At 38.7% G+C, this 20,474-nt stretch carries 17 protein-coding genes and 1 pseudogene; 13 read left to right on the top strand and 5 right to left on the bottom strand.

Annotated elements, in window-relative coordinates; genetic code table 11:
* The 4 genes from ASU31_RS26270 to argS all read right to left on the bottom strand — a co-directional run.
* A partial coding sequence (locus tag ASU31_RS26270) for a SusC/RagA family TonB-linked outer membrane protein (protein ID WP_057935206.1) occupies positions 1 to 2,664 on the bottom strand: 2,664 nt, incomplete at its 3' end.
* 24 nt (positions 2,665 to 2,688) lie between these two features.
* Complete coding sequence (locus tag ASU31_RS26265) at positions 2,689 to 4,074, bottom strand: IPT/TIG domain-containing protein (protein WP_057935205.1); 1,386 nt, start codon at positions 4,072 to 4,074, stop codon at positions 2,689 to 2,691.
* Positions 4,075 to 5,534: 1,460 nt separating this feature from the next.
* Complete coding sequence (locus tag ASU31_RS26260) at positions 5,535 to 6,308, bottom strand: sulfite exporter TauE/SafE family protein (protein ID WP_057935204.1); 774 nt, start codon at positions 6,306 to 6,308, stop codon at positions 5,535 to 5,537.
* A 55-nt stretch (positions 6,309 to 6,363) separates the two neighbouring features.
* Positions 6,364 to 8,136, bottom strand: coding sequence for an arginine--tRNA ligase (gene argS, locus ASU31_RS26255; RefSeq protein ID WP_057935203.1), 1,773 nt, complete (start codon positions 8,134 to 8,136; stop codon positions 6,364 to 6,366).
* 283 nt (positions 8,137 to 8,419) lie between these two features.
* Between argS and ASU31_RS26250 the strand changes: the two genes are divergently transcribed.
* The 8 genes from ASU31_RS26250 to ASU31_RS26215 all read left to right on the top strand — a co-directional run bounded on the left by ASU31_RS26250 (position 8,420) and on the right by ASU31_RS26215 (position 16,051).
* The gene (locus ASU31_RS26250) at positions 8,420 to 9,865 is read left to right on the top strand and encodes an arginine deiminase family protein (RefSeq protein WP_057935202.1); all 1,446 of its coding nucleotides are present in this window, start codon (positions 8,420 to 8,422) and stop codon (positions 9,863 to 9,865) included.
* Positions 9,866 to 9,989: 124 nt separating this feature from the next.
* Positions 9,990 to 10,904 (top strand): citrulline utilization hydrolase CtlX, encoded by a 915-nt coding sequence (gene ctlX / locus ASU31_RS26245; protein WP_057935201.1) that lies wholly within the window; start codon positions 9,990 to 9,992, stop codon positions 10,902 to 10,904.
* A 20-nt stretch (positions 10,905 to 10,924) separates the two neighbouring features.
* Positions 10,925 to 11,239, top strand: coding sequence for a hypothetical protein (locus ASU31_RS26240; RefSeq protein ID WP_057935200.1), 315 nt, complete (start codon positions 10,925 to 10,927; stop codon positions 11,237 to 11,239).
* 505 nt (positions 11,240 to 11,744) lie between these two features.
* On the top strand, positions 11,745 to 12,323 hold the full coding sequence (locus ASU31_RS26235) for a PhnA domain-containing protein (protein WP_057935199.1): 579 nt from the start codon (positions 11,745 to 11,747) through the stop codon (positions 12,321 to 12,323).
* Positions 12,324 to 13,072: 749 nt separating this feature from the next.
* Positions 13,073 to 14,461, top strand: coding sequence for an arginine decarboxylase (locus ASU31_RS26230; protein WP_029277861.1), 1,389 nt, complete (start codon positions 13,073 to 13,075; stop codon positions 14,459 to 14,461).
* A 98-nt stretch (positions 14,462 to 14,559) separates the two neighbouring features.
* Entirely contained in the window at positions 14,560 to 14,796 is a 237-nt protein-coding gene (locus tag ASU31_RS26225) for a DUF433 domain-containing protein (protein ID WP_083488731.1), read from the top strand.
* Positions 14,789 to 15,142: a DUF5615 family PIN-like protein gene (locus tag ASU31_RS26220; protein ID WP_057935198.1), complete on the top strand. Its 354-nt coding sequence runs from the start codon at positions 14,789 to 14,791 to the stop codon at positions 15,140 to 15,142. The genes ASU31_RS26225 and ASU31_RS26220 overlap by 8 nt, the downstream gene beginning before the upstream one ends.
* Before the next feature lie 12 nt (positions 15,143 to 15,154).
* Positions 15,155 to 16,051, top strand: coding sequence for a DUF72 domain-containing protein (locus ASU31_RS26215; RefSeq protein ID WP_057935197.1), 897 nt, complete (start codon positions 15,155 to 15,157; stop codon positions 16,049 to 16,051).
* Between the two features lie 137 nt (positions 16,052 to 16,188).
* On the opposite strand, the gene ASU31_RS26210 is transcribed toward ASU31_RS26215, so the two are convergent.
* Complete coding sequence (locus ASU31_RS26210) at positions 16,189 to 16,686, bottom strand: DUF1579 domain-containing protein (RefSeq protein ID WP_057935196.1); 498 nt, start codon at positions 16,684 to 16,686, stop codon at positions 16,189 to 16,191.
* A gap of 188 nt (positions 16,687 to 16,874) precedes the next feature.
* Here ASU31_RS26210 and ASU31_RS26205 point away from each other — a divergent pair, with 188 nt between their 5' ends.
* The 5 genes and pseudogenes from ASU31_RS26205 to ASU31_RS26185 all read left to right on the top strand — a co-directional run.
* Positions 16,875 to 17,429 (top strand): PH domain-containing protein, encoded by a 555-nt coding sequence (locus tag ASU31_RS26205; RefSeq protein ID WP_057935195.1) that lies wholly within the window; start codon positions 16,875 to 16,877, stop codon positions 17,427 to 17,429.
* Between the two features lie 176 nt (positions 17,430 to 17,605).
* Positions 17,606 to 18,319 (top strand): 3'-5' exonuclease, encoded by a 714-nt coding sequence (locus ASU31_RS26200; RefSeq protein ID WP_057935194.1) that lies wholly within the window; start codon positions 17,606 to 17,608, stop codon positions 18,317 to 18,319.
* Positions 18,320 to 18,583, top strand: coding sequence for an Imm32 family immunity protein (locus ASU31_RS26195; protein ID WP_057935193.1), 264 nt, complete (start codon positions 18,320 to 18,322; stop codon positions 18,581 to 18,583).
* Positions 18,583 to 20,286 carry an ABC transporter ATP-binding protein gene (locus tag ASU31_RS26190; RefSeq protein WP_057935192.1) on the top strand — a complete coding sequence of 568 codons (1,704 nt, stop codon included), beginning with the start codon at positions 18,583 to 18,585 and terminating at the stop codon, positions 20,284 to 20,286. The genes ASU31_RS26195 and ASU31_RS26190 overlap by 1 nt, the downstream gene beginning before the upstream one ends.
* Positions 20,287 to 20,292: 6 nt before the next feature.
* Positions 20,293 to 20,474: pseudogene (locus ASU31_RS26185) on the top strand (sialidase); the annotation flags it as partial.

The raw sequence follows: 20,474 nt of genomic DNA, 5'->3' as shown, positions 1-20,474 counted from the left end.
CTTTCCTACACCCTGAAAATGCACATTGATATCAAGACCTTTCCAGCTCGCCGAGAGCCCAAATCCGTAGGTAAGATTTGGTCTGGTTGTTGCGCCGATAGCTACAATATCATTATCATCGATAATACCATCGCCGTTGATATCCTTGTATTTAATATCGCCCGGCATTACCTCACCAAAGGATTGTTTCGGACTATTGCGGATATCATCATAATCTTTAAACAGGCCTAAATCCATCAGCCCCCTGGCTTGATCTACCCGATGGCCTTCCTGCAGTTTGTAAGTGTAAATCGTATTTTCTTCATCTCTTTCCAGGATTTCATTTTTGCTATAGGTAACATTGCCGCGTAAAGTGAGATCTACATTGCTTACTTTTTGTTTATAGGCAAAACTGCCATCAAATCCTGCAGCTTTTACCTCGCCCACATTGGCAGAAGGATTATTCTCCAAACCTACATACCCGGGCAGAAAATTCCGGCTCATGTAAATTCCATCACGGCGTTCGCGGAAATAATCTACTGATCCGCTAAATTTATCATGGAAAAGTGAATAATCGATTCCCAGATCTTGTTTGGTGGCAATTTCCCAGGTAACATTAGGAGAGGCTACTGAAGAATAACGGATACCCGTCCATGGATTTGAAGAATCAAAATCACCGAAATTGTATCCGCCTGCAGCCATCTGCTCTAAAGTATAGAGATAAGGAAACCTGATATCGCCTAAGTTGTCGTTCCCAGTTTTTCCATATGAATAACGCACTTTAAACATATCTACCCACCCCAATTTTTTCACAATCGGTTCTTCTCCGATATTCCATGCTCCGGAGATGGCAGGGAAAAATCCGAATCTGTAGTCTTTGTGGAAATTTTCAGAACCCGTGTAACCGAAATTGAAATCAACATAATAGCGCGATTTCCAGTTGTAGTTGGCTCGTCCGGCCAATCCCTGATTCCGTCGTGCAATTCCGTTTTTTAAATCCGAACCGATATTCTGGGTAAATACCTTCGATGCCTGACTATATTTAACCATGGCCCCGAAATTATGTTCACCTATGTTGTTGTTATAATGTGTTTCCCATTCAAAAAACTCACGTTTATCGCCGTCCGAACCAGAAGTCTGTGTCATTTTCTGTTCTTCTTTTATGCGTTTAAATACCAAATTGCCCTCAGTATCGCGGTAACGGTTGGCACTCCACAGTTCAGGGAACTTGTAGCGCCTGATATAGTTATTGTTATAAGTATCATAACCAAAGCGGCCAACAAAGCGGAGACCTTTGGTAATGAAATCCAGACCCTGGTTTAAATTTAAAGTTGTTTGGATGTTATTGCTCCAACTTTCGTTGTAACCGGTCATGGTGCCCTGTACCCAGGGATTAAAACGATCCCTGTCATTGTCGGGATTAGTGTCGCCATCATCACTGGCAGGGATCTTGCCATCCGAATACACTAATGGTGATGTAATTGCATTGTATCCCATCAGTGCTGTCCATATCGCATCACTGCCCACTCCAGGGTCATTTTGTTTCCTTAAGGACCCAGAAACACCCACTGTGAGCAAGGTAGATTTGGTGATATCCATATCAACACTTAAACGATAAGTATATTTGTTAAAACTGGCGTTGGTATTGTAGTCTTTCAATGCATCATCAACCTTATACATTCCCTGCTGATTCTGATAGCTTCCCGATAAATAATAACGCGCAGTTTTTCCACCTCCACTTAAATTGATCATACTGCGCTGGCTTTTTGCTGCATCACGTAAAACCACATCCATCCAGTTTACATTGGGGAACAGATCGGGATCTAAACCCAGGCGCAGTATTTCGAGTTCTGGCCTCGAAAAAAGAGGCTCCTGATTTCTAACAATCTTTGCCTCATTGGCCATCGATGCATACGCATAACCATCCACAAATTCGGGTAGTTTGGTGAGTGTATTATAAAAGCCTTCTACCTTTGCATTAATATTTACTTTGCCTTCCTTGCCACGTTTGGTTTTGATTAAAATAACACCATTTGCACCTCTGCTCCCGTAAATAGCCGTTGCTGAAGCATCTTTTAATACAGAAAAGGATTCCACATCTTCCACATTGATTTCGTTCATGTCACGTTCAAAGCCGTCAATCAATACCAGCGCTGCATTGCTGGCGCCGAAAGTAGAAATACTACGCACCCAAAATTCTGAAATGCTGCCCGGGCGCCCTGAGGTTTGCATGGCCTGGATACCTGGTACCACACCTGCCAGCGCATCTGCCATCGATGTAGAGGGATTAGATTTGAGCCGGTCTACATTTACAGTTGTAATGGCCCCAGTGATGGATATCTTTTTTTCTGCACCTGTACCGGTAATTACCACCTCATTCAGTACACTGGCATCTGATTCTTTCAGGCTAACATTTACAACGCGCTGCTCTTTTACCAATACCTCCTGTTTTTCGTAACCCACATAAGTAAATACCAATGTTTGATAAGGAGGCATTTTGATACTGAATTTCCCATCACTGTCGGTAATTGCCCCCAGTCCGGGCAGATTGGCAACAGATATACTTACCCCTGGGATGGGCTGTTTGCCAATGTCGGTTACTGTTCCCTTTACTGTTACCTCCTGTGCGAAAACATTAAGGGAGACACCAATCAGCACGATGTATGTTAGTAAAATTAATCTCATAATTATATATTTGGTCTTCATCAATTATTCTTCTTTAGCTATTTTGCGGATAAGCCAGTTGCCGGTATCACCGATATAAAAACATTTTTTCACATCATCATAGGCAATAGCCTGCGGGTTATTGAAACGGGCTTCGGTACGTAAATCGCCATCGGCATAACCGCTTGTACCATTGTTCCCACGTCCGGCGAATGTACTTACCCTTCCTTGTGGTGTTAAAATGCGAACTGCATGGTTGGCCTTATCGCAGAAATAGAAATCGTACTGGTCACCTCCCGCCGTTTCATATTCTGGATTTTTAACAAATACCCCCTGTACTGGCCCGTTCAAACGTGCGTTAGTGCCAATTCCGTCGGCATAACCTGCTGTACCCGCTGCACCACAAATGGTATAGGGTGTTTTGAACGTTTTCTTATCCCTGTCGTAATCGGTACGCATAATAAAATGTTTATCATATTCGACCAGATAGGCATAGTCTCCGGATGGATGCATCACCATGTAAACAGCTACTGCACTATAGGGATTGGAGAACACCAATTTATCTTCTTTGGTATTGAAGTCATACCTCCGGATATCGCCCGCTCTGAACCGTGAGTAATACAACTCTCCATTCTGCGGATGAACTATTGTACCGTTTACACCCCGGGCATAAACCTCGATTGCTTTTTTCTGAATAAAATTAGATTCGCGGGTGAACAGATAATTGCCATTTTTGGTATCGCTGGAATGATTGTGGGAAACAATCATATCCTGATTTCCGTCCATTCTCCAGTTTAATATCGATACCCTATCGAGATCCGTTCTGAAGTAACTCACATATTGCTTCTCGAAATCAATCAGACGGCAACTGTTTACATCAGCCGAGAAATAGAGGTGGTTATAGTTTTTAGGATCGAAGGTGAGCCATAATATCCCCTTAAATCCGCCACAATCGTTAAAGGGACCTTCCTTTTCCTCAAAATTACTTGGCACCTGATAGTATTTCCCCAAAAAGGTAGAAACCAGCAGCTTTCTGGTATAAGAAAGCGGCTCTTTTGAGGCGCCATAGGCCAGTTCCTCATTGTTACCACCAAGAACACTTACTTTTATATCGCCAGCATAGGCCTTTTCGGGAATGATACAATAAATGGCATTATTTTTTACACCAACAACTTTGGCTGGCTTTCCCCCGATCATCACTTTTATTTTGGAAAGATCGTTCCCAAAATTTTCACCATATATCACCAGATTGTTCCCTACACTTCCGGCTTTAGGGTAAAAATCGCTGACAGTTACGGGCTTAGATGGATCGTAACCAACTTCTTGCGGCAGTTCATCATGTTTACAATGTGTTAAGGAAAGCGCAATCAACGCAAGTACCATCCAACGGATTTGCCAACGCCTGGTTTTAACCTTGTTTTTAATTTTCATATACATATTGCTTTTATCCGGATTTTAGCCGGGTTATACTGGATTTTATTATTTATCTCACACGCTGAACGCTAAATAATAGCGGTTGTGGCATTGCTGTAAAATTTCGAAATAGCTGGATCGTAGTACCGTTAAACTGACAACATGAAACAATATTTCCACGGAATGGGCATAGCAATGTTCTTCGGCCTTACAACTGTAGTGCCGACCACGGATCAATAAAGCCCTTTACCTTCTGCAGAAAACATTATTTATCAAGCTGCAAACCCACAACATGGTGTAGTCTATGCCTTAACCCACTTGTTTTAATTAATGGTATTTTAGATGAGCTAAATCAGTAAATCGTTTTATTGTTAACAGCAATAATTTTGATCCATTAATAACATCTGATTGGCACCATACTGGCAATCTAAATGTTCTACTGCGTGCAGCGCTTATACTACTAAAACTGGCCTATTTTTAGTATTTGCCTACAGGATCAATACGGATTTGTTTTATTCTGGTACTAGGAATGCACCTTGAACTGGTAAGTATTTATTGAGCATAGCATTATTTTTTTGTAGTTTCCCTGATTTATTGATTTTAGATAAAAAACTGATTATCAATCGTCTGAAACAAATAATTTGTATCTCATAAAAAAATATTAAAACTGCAAAAGCATAGTATTGCTGGTGAAAGAAATTTGCAGTAAGGTTTGTTATTTGGTTAATTGAAATCAAAGTAAAGGAATAGCGCTATTATTATCTGTTCAACTTTTTGTCGATTTGTCTCAAGTTACTAAAGTACTACATGCAAAGTCTGAAGATAACAAGCTGTAAATTAACCAGAATGATATATCAAATAATATACTTGTTATTATATATTGACACCAAATTCATACATTCTAAGGAACTTAGACCTATATATGTTATTAAAAATGACTGACCACTTTTCCTTTCCGTCTTAACTGCCGATCCTCCAGTTGGACATGCTTATCTCAGGTTCGGTTCCCGGTGCACGGAAAGTATTAAGCAGGTTGATGACCAGTTCTTTTGGGGAGAAACATACAAAAACGCTGCGCATACCCGGAGGAGCAGACCTCGGTGGTTTAATGTTCAATATGTGTTTGTTCCATTGATTTTATGTTAGCTTGACAAAACATCTCTAATCGCCCTCAGGCATGTAAAGTCTACCGAAGTTAAAAAGGTTGCCAACTTTGCAAAGTTGAGATATGAGTTATCTTCATCATTGGATGCTTTTGGAACATCAGCATTGGCTAACTTTTCTCCTAATTTCAATAGAACAACTAACATTGATTGGTGATCAATGACAAGCCATTGTTTGTAGCTGGTTTATTAAACAAAATAACTTCAGGTAGCATGTCGTTTTCATCAGGAAAGTTAACCAAAGCAACACTTGAAAAAATGAAATCTGAGATTGACAAGGCAGTAGCAAAGAAGTTGAATAAGAGCTAAAAACAGCTACACAACATATGCTTTCAGAATATCGTAAGCAAAGCGTAGAATTGTTCCGAAAACAACGATCAGAAAAAATACACGGACAAATTTATTTCCTTTAAGCAAGGCCAGTTTTGTACCGAAGAAAGCACCGGTTAAGTTAAACAGCGCCATTGGTATGGCGTATTGAAACAGGATATGCCCCGTAGAACTGAAATAGATAATAGCAGCTAAATTAGTCGCCATGTTCACGATTTTGGCATGGGCACTGGCGCCAATAAAATCGAAACCCAGTACGGCAATAAAAACCAAAATTAGAAAAGATCCTGTGCCGGGGCCAATTAAGCCATCATAAAAACCAATCAATATCCCAAATAAACCGGCCATTAAAACCTGTTGCTTAAGCGAATGATCTTTCTCCTGGTGGATACCAAATTGTTTATTAAAATAGGTATAAAGTGCGACTAAAATCAGCACAACGAGAATTACGGGTTTGATGACCGAATTATCTATCCTACTAACCAAAAACGCGCCCAGCAATGCCGCTAAAAATGCAGTTAGTACACAAGCCGCAAGTACTTTGTAATTAAAACGAACCTGTTTTGAATATTTGAAAGCAGCCAGTGTTGTACCCGCCATTGACGGGATTTTGGTAGTGCCTAAAAGCGTAGCTACAGGATAATGTGGTAAAATAAGTAAAATGGCGGGAGTTTGTAATAAACCACCGCCACCTACAATAGCATCAATAAAACCGGCAGCAAAAGCTACCAGACAAAGTAAAATCAGTTCATTAATCATTAATTAGGATTTTAAAACCAGGAAACTCATTATCGTTGGCTTTAGCCAACAGTCCCTACATCCGCTCTGGCGAAGTAATCCCTAAAATCAACATTCCGGCATGAATAATATCAGCAGTCTTTTTACTCAGGTTTAAACGGAACTGTTTCACTTCACCTTCTTCTGTTTTTACAATTGGTGGTACCTCATGGTAAAACTTGTTGAACAGCTTAGCCAGTTCGTATAAATAGTTGGCCAAACTCGCCGGACTGTAAGCTTTAGCCGCAATAGCAATTTCTGCAGGGTATTTTGCCAGTTGCAGAATCATTTCTAGTTCTACATCTGATATTCCTGAAAACTGCTCATTGCCAGCTGCAAACTTGTAATCCGACTTAGTCAACAGCGATTTAATCCGTGCATGCGTATACTGGATAAATGGACCGGTATTTCCTTGAAAATCGATACTCTCAGCGGGATTGAACAACAAACGTTTCTTAGGCTCAACCTTTAACAGGAAATATTTTAAAGCACCTAAACCGATATTTTTATACAGTTCTTCTTTATCTGCTTCACTAAAATCGTTGGTTTTACCCAATTCTTCTGTTTTTTCGCGGGCGGTAGTTACCATGCTTTCAATCAGCTCATCTGCATCAACAACAGTTCCCTCACGGCTTTTCATTTTACCATTTGGCAAATCGACCATTCCGTACGATAAATGGTATAAACCTTTTGCCCAGCTTTTGCCCAGTTTCTCTAAAATAAGGAACAACACTTTGAAATGGTAATCCTGTTCATTTCCTACCACATAAATCGACTCATCCATATTGAAATCATCGTGTTTCATTTCGGCAGTACCTAAATCCTGTGTAATGTAAACCGAAGTTCCATCAGCACGTAAAACCAGCTTCTGGTCTAAACCATCGGCAGTTAAATCGATCCATACCGAACCATCTTCCTTTTTAAAGAAAACGCCTTTGGCCAAACCTTCATCAACTGTACCTTTTCCTAACAGGTAGGTATTGCTTTCGTAATAGAATTTATCAAAATCTACCCCTAGGTTTTTGTACGTTACATTAAAACCAGCGTAAACCCATTCGTTCATGGTTTTCCAAAGCGAAACCACTTCCTCATCCCCTTGCTCCCATTTCAAAAGCATTTGTTGCGCTTCTTTAATTAATGGAGCATTTTTCTTGGCCTCTTCTTCTGTTTGTCCTTCCGCTTTTAAAGTATCGATCTCTTTTTTGTATTCTTTATCGAAAATTACATAGTATTTTCCAACCAGATGATCACCTTTTAAGCCTGTACTTTCGGGTGTTTCGCCATTGCCCCACTTTTGCCAGGCCAACATCGATTTACAGATATGGATCCCACGGTCGTTAACCAGGTTTACCTTTACCACATCGTAACCGTAAGCTTTAAGCAGTTCAGAAACCGAGTAACCCAATAGGTTATTACGCACGTGCCCCAGGTGAAGCGGTTTATTGGTATTTGGCGACGAATATTCTACCATTACCTTTTTCCCGTTTGGTGCATACACACCAAAATCGGGCGATAAAATTTCTTCGTTAAATTGTTTTAAGAAATAACTTTCTGCAATGCTTAAGTTCAAAAATCCTTTAACTACATTAAATTTGGTAATATCGGTTACGTTGGCAACCAAATATTCACCAATCTCAGTAGCGGTTTGTTCTGGCGATTTTTTCGAAATTTTAGTAATCGGAAAAACAACAATTGTTGCCTGTCCTTCAAATTCTTTACGTGTTTCTTGTATGTTGATTACACTTTCGGCTACTTCTTCCTTATAAAGTTCAAAAATGGCTTTCTGTGTTTCGGCAATAATAAAATTCATGCGCCAAAAATATGTAAAAAAGGTGGAAGGTGAAAGGTTTATGGTGGAAGGTTTTCGAGCTTTCAAAGGGTTTGGAAAGCTGCTGTAGTGCGCATCGGTCGCGATAGTCCTTCTTTCCGCTATAGTCCCGATTGAAGGAATCGGGAGCTGCCGCTTCAATAAGGTTTATTTAGTTGGTTCTTTGCAATAAATAAACCTATCTACGTATTAGTCTATCTCAAATTTGTCATCTCAATTCTCATATCTGAATTTTTCTAATAGATTTGCAATAACTAACTTTTTTATGAGCGAGCAGAACCCCAATTTTAAAGTGAGCGTAAACACCGAAATCGGCAGGTTGCGTAAATTATTAATACATAGTCCTGATAGTGGATTAGGCAAAGTAGTACCCTCTAAGGCACAAGATTGGCTTTTCGAAGATATTGTACACTTAGATACCATTCGTAAAGGCGAATACGATTATTATATTAAACTGTTGATGTATTTTCTTGATCCTGACAAGATTAAAGGAAAACTGGCCGAAATAGATTCGGAAGCATCCAACCGTAATTTTTACAAACCAAATCACCCCGATTTTCACAATTCTAAATCGGTAATTGAGATTCAGAACCTATTAAGCGAAATGCTGGAGAACGAATCCATCCGCAAAAAACTGGTTGCTGCCGTTTGTGCGATTGAAGGCTGTACTTATAAGGTTCAATTGGAATTAACCAATACCGATCCGAAACAATTGGCAGAGATTTTTATCTCCGGAACATTGGCCAACGATACAATGATTTTTGCGCCAATCCCCAATTTAATCTTTACAAGGGATGTGGGCACAACCATTAACAACCATATCCTGTTAAACAAACCGGCAAAAAAAGCCCGTGTGCGCGAAACACTTTTAATGCGTTATATTTTCTTCAATCATCCTTTGTTTGAGGACTACCGCAATAATATCCTCGAAATTCCGGATGTGACCATGCATTTTTTAAGACCAGGTGATGAACCCGCTTTCAGTACCACTCTGGAAGGTGGCGACGTGATGATGGTGAGTCCTAACCACGTATTGATCGGTTGTAGCGAAAGAACTTCTGAACATGGTGCCAACGAAGCGATTAAATTATTGTTCGATCAGGATGTGGTAGAAAAAGTTACCGTGGTAAAAATACCAAGCAAACGCGATTATATGCATCTGGATACCGTTTTCACACAGGTTAAACGCAATACCTGGGTAATTTTGAATTCGATTGCCCATTCGCCGAAGTATAATCCATATGAGCCGATCAACTTTTTAAAAGAACCCGAGAAATTGGAGGCTACCACTGCCATTCAGTTTACAAAAGCCAATCCACAAGAGCCAAAACATTTCGAACATGTGGAAGCTTTATTAAATGACATTAGCCAGAACGATTTAAAAAGCAACGAACCTACCCAGATTATTTATAGCGGAAACAATCAGTTCCCTTACGATTCGCGTGAGCAATGGACAGACTCTTGTAACCTTTTAGCCATTAAAGAAGGTGTTGTTTTAGGCTACGATAGAAACGATAAAACCGTTGAGGCCTTTAAAACTGCCGGTTTTAAGGTGGTGGATGTGAAAGATTTGATCCAAGATTTAGAAAGTGGCAAAGTAAATGCCGAAACCATAACAGATACATTGATTTTAATGCCGTCGGCAGAATTATCACGTGCACGTGGTGGTTTCCATTGTATGAGTTTACCGATTTTAAGAGACAATATTTGAGGTTTAAGGCGTAAGGTATAGGGTTTAAGGTTAAATTTGCCTATAGTATAAGTGCCTGATATTTAATAAATACCTTTGGGGCAGTATGCAACCTTAAACCTTACGCCTTTTACCTTTCACCATTATGCAGACGACCAACCATATCCTCATGATCCGCCCGGTTGATTTTAAATTCAACGAGCAAACGGCCGGAAATAACAAGTTTCAAATTGCATCTACCGAAACCAATGTACAAACCGAGGCTTTAAAAGAGTTTGATGCCTTTGTTGATTTATTAAGAAAAAACAATGTTGATGTAACGGTTGTAGATGATACTTTACAGCCTGAAACACCTGATTCTATTTTCCCGAACAATTGGGTCTCTTTTCATGATGATGGCTCAGTATATCTTTACCCGATGTTTTCTGAAAACCGCCGTTTAGAACGCAGAAAAGAAATACTGGATGGGTTGAAAGAAAATTTCGAGGTAAATCACATCAGCGATTTAAGCTTTTACGAACAACAACATGCTTTTTTAGAAGGTACCGGAAGCATGGTATTAGACCGGACCAATAAAATTGCCTATGCCTGCTTAAGTGTGCGCACCGATGAAGAAGTACTGAATAACTTTTGCATGCTTACCGGATATGAACCAGTGGCCTTTCAAGCGGTAGACGGATCAAATTTCCCGATTTACCATACCAATGTAATGATGTGCATTGGCGACCGTTTTGCGGTAATCTGCCTGGATTCGATTAGAAATCCGGAAGAGAAATTAAATGTAACCATCAGTTTAAAAGGCAGTGGAAAAGAAATCATCGAAATCAGCCTGGAACAGATGAATAAATTTGCGGGCAATATGTTACAGGTTAGCAATGCAGATGACGAAAGTTTACTGGTGATGTCAGAGCAGGCTTATTTATCCTTAACTGCTGAGCAGATTGCTATACTGGAACAATACAGCAGAATTATTTATGCACCGCTTTACACGATCGAAAAAAACGGTGGTGGCAGTGCAAGGTGCATGCTGGCTGAGGTACATTTGCCGGTTAAGGAATAACAGATTGCATATCTATTTTAATGGAATCAGATTTAACAGAAAAAGAATTGCGTTTAGCAACATTTATGAGTGAAATTTCTGAATATTGTTATTCTGCAGGTTGGATGCAGAATTTAGAATATGCCCTATGGAATGCGGTAATAAATGGTGAAAGGAAATATGGACAGTCCTACATCACCGAAGATGATATCTCCACATTGATTAAGCTTTCTACAGATGCAAATGCCTGGATCGTATATGATGACGATAAAGAGGAAACAGCTTTGAGCTTAAAAGAATGGATAGAAAAGTTTAAAAAGGATGTGGGGCAAAATAAAGGAATTATAAAAGGTTAATAGCTTTATTGGTTGGTGTCTCCACGAACCATTTTATTTTTGCCATGGAAACTCGGAAAGCACGGAAAACCCATCGGATAGATATACACTCGCTATTCAACCTTCAATAGCAGCACCACCCTAATTTAATAAACCTGATCCCCCGCCGTGGTTCGTGCCTCCACGAACCATTTTTATTTTGCCACCGAAGCTCTGAAAACACGGAAGACCCATCTGACAAATCTACTCTCGCTATTCAACCTTCAATAGCAGCACCACCCTAATTTAATAAACCTGATCGGAACGAACACGAGTGCAGCGAAGTAAAGTGGAGAGCAGGACTAACCCAAACCGATAAAACAGGAACCTGCTTTCCAAATGATCAACAAACATTCATATCTTTTTCTATCAAAAAAATATAGAAGATTTCTCCTCCAAAGGAGTTCCTTTGGAACACTGCATTCGAAATGACGATCCGCGTGATTCCGATTAGTTTTATTACTTTCGCCAAAAATCCAGTATCAATATGTCTTTAGTACAAGAATTACAGACCCGCTCGGGCAATAAATGCGAATTATGCACCGCTGAAACCAATTTATCGGTATACGAAGTGCCGCCAACCAGCAATGCCAATAGCGATAACAGCATTTTAGTTTGTAAAACCTGCTTAGATCAGATTGAAAAAACGGAGCAACTTGCTCCAAACCACTGGAAAATATTAACAGAAACCATGTGGTCGGAATTTGCCCCGGTACAGGTTGTTGCCTGGAGAATGTTGAGCAGGTTAAGAAATGAAGGCTGGGCAGCAGATAGTCTGGATATTTTATACCTTGAGGATGAAACTTTGGACTGGGCTAAAAAAACCGGCGACCACGAGCAAGACGGAACGGTAGAATTTCATCAGGACAGCAATGGCACGCGCTTATTTGAAGGCGACACCGTTGTTTTAGTGAAAACACTGGATGTTAAAGGCTCTACACTTAGTGCAAAATTGGGTACTGTAGTTAAAAATATCCGGTTAGTTCATGATAATATCGAACAAATTGAAGGTAAGGTTGAAGGACAAACTATTGTAATTTTAACCAAATACCTTCGGAAAGGTTAATATGCTACTTGGTTCCAGAGCCTGTATCTTAAGCTGTGTTTCATCCAAAATTGTCACGTTGAGCTTGTCGAAATGCTTTACCGGAGCATTTAAACAGGTCCTTCGACAGGCTCAGGATGACAACCTATAATTAATTATGATTTACCCATAATTGATTAGCCAACTCGCTATCAAACCCTAAATAGCTGCACTGTCCTTGCCAACTAAACCTGATCGGAACGGACATGAGTGCAACGAGTAAAGTGGAGAGCAGGGCCAACCCTAACCTATAAAAACAGGAACCTGCTTTCCAAATTATTAGTTAAACAGTAATCTTCTTTCATTTATTAAATAATTTACTGAAAAGTCTTAGCGAGACGCTAAGACCAGAGTGTACGGCCACATAAATATCAATCAATTAATGATTTACCTATAATTGATAGCCAACTCGCTGTCAAACCACAAATAGCAGCACGATCCTTGCCAGCTAAACCTGATCGGAACGAACACGAGTGCAACGAGTAAAGTGGAGAACAGGAACAAGCCAAACCGATAACAACAGAAACTTGCTTTCCTAATCCTTAAAACATTCCTTCATTACCCATTGTTTTCCAGACTATTACCAAAATATCCAACCCTATTTATTTCCAAAAACAAATAGTACCAAAATTTTGTAGTTAGGCTAACGGTTTCTCTACAGTAAAAATATTTTTATTAAAGATTAATTCTCGATTTAAAATTACATTTTTGCAAAAATTATTTAAAAGTAAATGCAGAGTTACTCAGAATTTCTTGATCTAAGTGTTGGTTTCCCTCAAGAGGGTTTCGATGTTATAGATGATGAATTATATTTTCAGGATTTAAACCTGATGGAAATGATCGAAACTTACGGTACTCCCCTACGTTTCACGTACTTACCAATGGTAAGTAAGAAGATTCAGCAGGCGAAGATCCTTTTCCAAACCGCTATTTTAAAGAACAATTATCGTGGCGATTATAAATATTGCTACTGTACAAAAAGCTCGCATTTTAAGCATATCGTAGAAGAAGCTTTAAAAAACAACATCCACCTGGAAACCTCTTCGGCTTTTGATATGCCGATGGTTGATGCTTTGGAGAAAAAAGGTGTGTTAACGAAAGATACCACCATTATCTGCAACGGATTTAAAACCTACCAGTACAAACAATATATCATTGATATGTTGCACGATGGTTATACCAATATTATCCCAGTTTTAGATAACAAAGAAGAGTTTAATCTTTTTGATGATGAGGTTGATATCGATACTCCTTGTAACTTAGGTATCCGTATCGCTGCTGAAGAGCAGCCAGATTCGCAGTTCTATACTTCGCGCTTAGGTGTGCGTATGGAAGATATTATTGATTTTTACAACAACAAAATCGTTCACAACCCTAATTTCAGGGTTAAATTATTGCACTTTTTCATTAACTCGGGTATTACCGATTCGCCATATTATTGGAACGAGTTAGAGAAATACGTAACGTTGTATTGCAAATTCAAAAAAATCAATCCTGATTTAGATACCCTCGATATTGGTGGTGGTATGCCATTTAAAGATTCGTTGGTTTTCGATTTCGATTACGAATACATGGTAAACGAAATTGTGAAAAGGATTAAAGAAATCTGCGCCATCCACGATGTAATGGAACCAGATATTATTACCGAATTTGGTAAATATACGGTTGCTGAAGCTTCTGGTATCCTTTATAAAGTACTGGGCCGTAAACAACAGAACGACCGTGAGCGTTGGTTAATGCTGGATGGTTCTTTTATTACCAATTTACCTGATGTTTGGGCATTAAATCAAAAATACATTTTATTACCAATTAACAATTGGGATGCTGAATATGAGCGAGTTAACTTAGGTGGCATTACCTGCGATGGACAGGATTATTACAACCAGGAGGCGCACATGAACAGTGTATTTATGCCAAAAACGCGTAAGGTACAGTATTTAGGTTTCTTCCACACGGGTGCTTACCAGGAAGTATTGAGCGGTTATGGTGGTATCCACCACTGTTTATTGCCTAGCCCGAAACATGTTTTGATCCGCAGAAACCGCGATGAAAGTTTCAATTTCGAAGTTTTTGGAGAAGAACAGAATAGTAAGCAGGTATTGAAGATTCTGGGTTACTAATTCAGTTCTCAATTTGAGATACGTAAAAATAAAATCACATATTACAACATACACATACCTCAGTTTTTTTACTGAGGTATTTTTTTTTATATTTGAGTATGGCACATGAACAAATTAAGTTATTCGATCGGATCATTGCTACAGATGGTTTGATGGGAGGAAGACCTACAATACGCGGGTTGAGATTTCCAGTTTCTGATGTACTTGAATTATTAGCAAGCGGCATGAGTGAGGAACAAATTCTAGAGGAACATCCCATTCTAGAAAAGGAAGATATTAGGGCTGTTCTCTTATATAGTGCACAAAAAATAAATGAGGACTTAATGTATGAATAATTGGGAAATTTGGACCGACACCAATATATCCCCTATAATTGCCAAATGGCTTTCAGAATACACAAATTTTAAAACAAGATCTTCTTTCACTCTAAATTTACATTCAGTAGATGACTTGACCATTTTTAGAATGGCTCAAATTAAAAAGAATGTCATAATTGTTTCTAAGGATTCAGATTTCAAAGAATTAATCGATTGGTTTGGTGCTCCTCCAAAACTTATTCTTATTAAATTCGGGAATTGTTCAAATAAACAATTTTGGCAAAAGTTAGAACCGAAGATTAACTCAGCATTAGAAGTTCTTTTAAATAAAAAAGAGGAAGTTAATGTAATTAGTATCACATAACATATATTAAAAATGCAATTCGGTAAAGTAGAAGACCCAACCACAATAGATTATACCCTTCCTGCTGATGCTCCTGAAACAGCAGCAATTTTAGCAGCAAATAAACCTAAACAATCTTTCCAGGCCTATGTGGGTTGCGCCAAATGGAACAAAGCCGATTTAAAGGGGTTTTATCCAAAAGGAACTAAGGATGAATTGACTTACTATTCTACTCAATTTAATTCTATTGAGCTTAATGCCACATTTTATGGTATGCCAAGCCGTGAACAAGTAGTCACCTGGACGCAAAAAACACCGGCAGATTTTAAGTTTTTCCCAAAACTGACCAATACCATCAGTCACTTTAAAAGATTGATCAACGTTAAAGAACCTGTAGAACAGTATTGCGATGCCATCAGTAATTTTGAAGATAAATTAGGAATGGCTTTTCTTCAATTACACGATAACTTTAAACCCAAAGATTTTGAAAGGCTAAAAATCGTAATCAACGAATTTCCAAAAGTAATTCCTTTGGGTGTTGAAGTGAGAAATGAAGAATGGTTTTCAAATCCGGTCATTGCCAACGAATTTGCACAATTATTTCAGGAAAATGGTGTAGCCAATATTATCGTTGATACTGCAGGCAGAAGAGATATGCTGCATATGCGTTTAACTTCGCCAACGGCCTTTGTACGTTTTGTTGGTGCCAACGATGATGACATAGATAAAAAACGCTTAGACGATTGGATTGAAAGAATTGTAAGCTGGAAAGAACAGGGTTTACAAAACTTATATTTCTTTGTCCATCAAAATGTTGAGCTGTCTTCTCCGTTATTTTCGGCTTATTTTACAGCGAAACTGAACAAAGCTGTAGGAACAGATTTAAAGATTCCGGTAATGGCCAATCAGGCTTCGCCAAGTTTATTTTAGTTTTTTTATACGTCATTCCCGTGCATGCGGGAATCTTAATGCATTTTACATCAGGCATTAAGATTATCTTCGATGAGCACTTCGTGGTTCCCAATCAACCCGATAGCTATCCGGTTGGGAATGACGATCCTTCTAATTTATTTCCTTCTATAAACCGTCTCCGTAGCTTTTGCTTCTTCCCCTCCCGGCGAAATATTATAAGCCGTTAATACGATTTCATTTTGGTTAATTATTTCAAGCGTTGTTCTCCAGCCCCAAAGCTGTTCGCCATATTCCGGGCTACCATATTCTCCAAAAACAGAAAAACCATCTGCAGTAGCTTCGCCACTCGAAAGCATAATCTGTGTACCCATGTGAAAACTATCAACCCAACTTGTGGTAAATCTTTGGTAAGGAATATCGAAACCGACAATCATTTTGCCTTCAAAAGCTTTTCCTTCCAAACTTCCCTGGTAATCGATAGAAATAAAACGATTACCCAAAATTGAAGTGATTTTTGCTTCAGCAGGAGATTCATCTGCCAGCAAATCCTTTTCGAACCAGGTTTTAGTTATGCCATTCCAGGTACCAATTAAACTTTGAAGCTTTTGGTGAGCACCATCTGTTAAAGATTGCTCAAATTTACTTTTCGCCATAAACCAAACTTATAAAATAAATTTTCAACAAAAAATATATTAAGACTAAAAAAGGTGAAACGAAAATGATTTATTTTATCGAATTTTAATATTAAATTGAAGCTTTGCATGTTGAAATCAGACTGAACAAAGACCTAGAAACAATAATTAGCATAACCAGCCATCAAACCAAACAATCAAATAAATAAATGACAAATTACGAGATCGAAAACGAACTAAAACCTAATCTAAGCACAGACGAAAAATTAATATGGGCAGGAAAACCTAAGACAGGAATTTTATTTAGAACCTCAGATACATTCTTAATTCCCTTTAGTTTGCTTTGGGCTGGGTTTGCAGTCTTCTGGGAAACAAGTGTCCTTACAACTGATGCACCTTTTTTCTTTAAACTTTGGGGTATTCCATTTGTTTTAATGGGACTATATATCACTGTAGGCAGATTTTTCATCGACGCAAAAAAGAGAGCAAATACCGCTTACGGGATTACTTCGGACAGAATTATTATTAAGACCGGAATATTTAGCAGAGAAATCAAGTCATTAAACATCAGAACCCTAACCGACATAACAATTAATCAAAAATCTGATAATAGCGGAACTATTACATTAGGACCAACTGATTTTAGAAATGCAATGATGCAGGGGATAGAATGGCCGGGTGTAAAGCAGCCCGCATGTCTTGAGTTTATTGAAGATGTAAAAAATGTTTACGACCAAATAATCAATCTCCAACGACAGAAATAATTGCTCAACCGATAGGTTGGGGTCCAGAAATCTGCCTTAATAGAAAGCCGTTGAAATTTAATCAATGATTTTGTAACGAATCATCTGAAAACAAGAAAGCCCATCAAAACAATAGTTAAAGACGGCTATAATTATGAACAGAAAATTGTAAATTGTTAACTGAAAACTATCTATATATGTTAAAGGCGTTAGATCTCAATCAGGTAATGGTTATCGATATAGAAACTGTACCTCAATATCCATCTTTTCAAGATGTACCTCCGCATTTTCAGGAACTTTGGGAACAGAAAACACATTACCAAAGAAATCAAGATCAAACTGCTGAAGAATTTTATGAAAAAGCAGGCATTATGGCCGAATTTGGAAAAATTATCTGCATTAGCATGGGTATTTTCAGTGTACAGGGCAAGTCATCCGCTTTGCGTATTAAATCTATTTTTGGCCACGATGAAAAAGAAATGCTGCTGCAGTTTTCTGCTTTATTGAGTAAACAAATGCCCACCCTAATGTTCTGTGCGCATAATGGAAAAGAATTCGACTTTCCCTATTTATGCCGGCGGTTATTGGTTAACGGCATAGAAATTCCGGTTCAATTGCAGCTTTCGGGCAAAAAACCCTGGGAAATAAACCATATTGATACAATGGAACTTTGGAAATTCGGCGATTATAAACATTTTACTTCGTTAAACCTGCTGGCTGCTATTTTAGATATTCCTACTCCGAAAGATGATATCAACGGTGCGCAGGTAAGACAAGTTTATTATGAAGAAAAAAATCTCGATAGAATTGTTACCTATTGCCAGAAAGATGTAATTACCACCGCCCAGGTATTGTTAAAATTTAAAGGTATGGATATAATTCCGGCAGAAAACATTACAATTGTATCCTAAATGGTAGTTGAAGTAAAGCTGAAAATTCCAAAATATGATGATGAGGTAGGATTGCAATCTAGCTGGGTAGATGGGTTCATTCTCAAAACAGATATTATTGAAAACCAGATCCAAATTCATGCGAATAAAGCAGGGCTCATTTCCCTTGCAAAACAACTACTTTACTTAGCTCAAGATGAAACCCCAATTGGCTGTCATTACCATTTAGATGATTACAATAGTCTGGAAACAGGCTCAAATGAACTTATTATTTCAAAAATTTGATGCTAAACGTAGAAAACCTAAATATCGATTTCTATAACCAGGACGATAAAACCTGGTTTAAAGCTGTAAAACAGATCAGTTTTAATGTAAAAAAAGGAACCGTTTTAGGTATTGTTGGCGAATCTGGTTCTGGAAAATCAGTTACGTCTTTTTCCATTATGCGCTTGCATGATGAACGTGCAGCAAAAATTACAGGCGATATAGATTTTGAAGATATTAGTCTGCTCAATCTCAGTTCGAACGAAATCCGTCAGATCAGGGGAAACCAGATCTCGATGATTTTTCAGGAACCCATGACTTCGCTCAATCCTGTTTTTACCTGCGGATACCAGGTGGCAGAAACCATCATGTTACATCGAAAGGTAGATAAAGCGGAAGCAAAAAGACATACTATTTCATTGTTTAACGAGGTGCAACTACCCCGACCAGAAAAAATATTTGATAGTTACCCACACCAAATATCAGGTGGACAAAAGCAAAGGGTAATGATTGCCATGGCCTTAAGCTGTGATCCGAAACTATTAATAGCCGATGAACCCACCACGGCATTAGATGTAACCGTTCAGAAAACGATTCTTCAGCTGCTTTTAAAACTGAAAACAGAACGCAACATGGCGATGATCTTTATTTCGCATGATTTAGGTGTGGTAAATGAAATTGCTGATGAAGTTGCTGTAATGTACAAAGGCGAAATCGTAGAGCAAGGCCCAGCAAAATCTATTTTTGAGAACCCACAACATCCGTACACCAAAGGTTTGCTTGCCTGTCGCCCCTCGCCTGGTCTACAATTAAAAAAACTACCTGTGGTGGCCGATTTCCTTACCGGAAATGATGATGCTTCGGCACATTTACAGGCTTCAAACCAACTAACAGAGGCAGAAATAGCCGCAAGGAGAGAGAAACTTTACACCCAGAAACCTTTACTTCAGATTAAAGACCTATGTACCTGGTATCCTATCCACAATGGTCTTTTTGGCAAAACAACTGATTATGTTAAAGCTGTTGACCAATTGAATTTTGAGGTTTTTCCTGGTGAAACCTTAGGTCTGGTTGGCGAATCGGGTTGTGGCAAAACCACGCTTGGCCGTACCATTTTACGGTTGATACAACCTACTTCTGGTGAAATTATTTTTAATGGAGAAAACATTACACACATCGACAAAACGGCCTTACGGAAGTTAAGGAAAGATATTCAGATTATTTTTCAGGATCCTTATGCTTCATTAAACCCAAAATTAAGTATCGGTCAATCAATTTTAGAGCCACTACAGGTGCATAAATTATACCGCAACGATAGCGAGCGTAAACAAAAAGTACTGGAATTGCTTGATAAAGTAGGTTTAAAAGAAGAGCATTTTAACCGGTATCCGCATGAATTCAGTGGCGGACAAAGGCAGCGTGTGGTTATTGCCAGGGCTTTGGCTTTACAACCTAAATTTATCATCTGCGACGAATCGGTATCTGCTTTAGATGTTTCCGTTCAGGCCCAGGTTTTAAATCTTATTAAAGACCTCCAACGCGAATTCGGACTCACCTATATCTTCATTTCTCACGATCTGGCTGTTGTAAAGCATATTTCTGACCGTATTTTAGTGATGAACAAAGGAAAAATCGAAGAAGAAGGTTTTCCAGAGCAGATATTTTATGCACCAAAAGCAGCTTATACCCAAAAACTGATCGAGGCTATACCAGGACACCATTAATAGAAAATGCTTAAACATCTTTCAATTGCTTTTATACTGATTATTCTTTCTTTAAACGTTTGTGCGCAAAAAGTAGAAATCATTCAGTCGACTAGTATTTTTGAGAAGGCTCCATTTGAGGCCTGCCATGCTTCAACGCTGGTTGATTTGGGTAAAGGAAAAATAATGGCGGCATGGTTTGGCGGTAA

The organism is Pedobacter ginsenosidimutans, from assembly GCF_001442625.1.
GTDB classification, from domain to species: domain Bacteria; phylum Bacteroidota; class Bacteroidia; order Sphingobacteriales; family Sphingobacteriaceae; genus Pedobacter; species Pedobacter ginsenosidimutans.
Note: the sequence above shows the minus strand (reverse complement) of the source record. Positions and strands in the feature narration are given on the sequence as shown.

Excerpts from the sequence above, each read along its gene's own strand:
- ASU31_RS26220 (WP_057935198.1), top strand. The coding sequence starts at position 14,789 with ATGAATAATTGGGAAATTTGGACCGACACCAATATATCCCCTATAATT.
- ASU31_RS26195 (WP_057935193.1), top strand. The coding sequence starts at position 18,320 with ATGGTAGTTGAAGTAAAGCTGAAAATTCCAAAATATGATGATGAGGTA.
- ASU31_RS26200 (WP_057935194.1), top strand. The coding sequence starts at position 17,606 with ATGTTAAAGGCGTTAGATCTCAATCAGGTAATGGTTATCGATATAGAA.
- ASU31_RS26235 (WP_057935199.1), top strand. The coding sequence starts at position 11,745 with ATGTCTTTAGTACAAGAATTACAGACCCGCTCGGGCAATAAATGCGAA.
- ASU31_RS26265 (WP_057935205.1), bottom strand. The coding sequence starts at position 4,074 with ATGAAAATTAAAAACAAGGTTAAAACCAGGCGTTGGCAAATCCGTTGG.
- ASU31_RS26260 (WP_057935204.1), bottom strand. The coding sequence starts at position 6,308 with ATGATTAATGAACTGATTTTACTTTGTCTGGTAGCTTTTGCTGCCGGT.
- ASU31_RS26210 (WP_057935196.1), bottom strand. The coding sequence starts at position 16,686 with ATGGCGAAAAGTAAATTTGAGCAATCTTTAACAGATGGTGCTCACCAA.
- ASU31_RS26240 (WP_057935200.1), top strand. The coding sequence starts at position 10,925 with ATGGAATCAGATTTAACAGAAAAAGAATTGCGTTTAGCAACATTTATG.
- argS (WP_057935203.1), bottom strand. The coding sequence starts at position 8,136 with ATGAATTTTATTATTGCCGAAACACAGAAAGCCATTTTTGAACTTTAT.
- ASU31_RS26190 (WP_057935192.1), top strand. The coding sequence starts at position 18,583 with ATGCTAAACGTAGAAAACCTAAATATCGATTTCTATAACCAGGACGAT.
- ASU31_RS26205 (WP_057935195.1), top strand. The coding sequence starts at position 16,875 with ATGACAAATTACGAGATCGAAAACGAACTAAAACCTAATCTAAGCACA.
- ASU31_RS26215 (WP_057935197.1), top strand. The coding sequence starts at position 15,155 with ATGCAATTCGGTAAAGTAGAAGACCCAACCACAATAGATTATACCCTT.
- ctlX (WP_057935201.1), top strand. The coding sequence starts at position 9,990 with ATGCAGACGACCAACCATATCCTCATGATCCGCCCGGTTGATTTTAAA.
- ASU31_RS26250 (WP_057935202.1), top strand. The coding sequence starts at position 8,420 with ATGAGCGAGCAGAACCCCAATTTTAAAGTGAGCGTAAACACCGAAATC.
- ASU31_RS26225 (WP_083488731.1), top strand. The coding sequence starts at position 14,560 with ATGGCACATGAACAAATTAAGTTATTCGATCGGATCATTGCTACAGAT.
- ASU31_RS26230 (WP_029277861.1), top strand. The coding sequence starts at position 13,073 with ATGCAGAGTTACTCAGAATTTCTTGATCTAAGTGTTGGTTTCCCTCAA.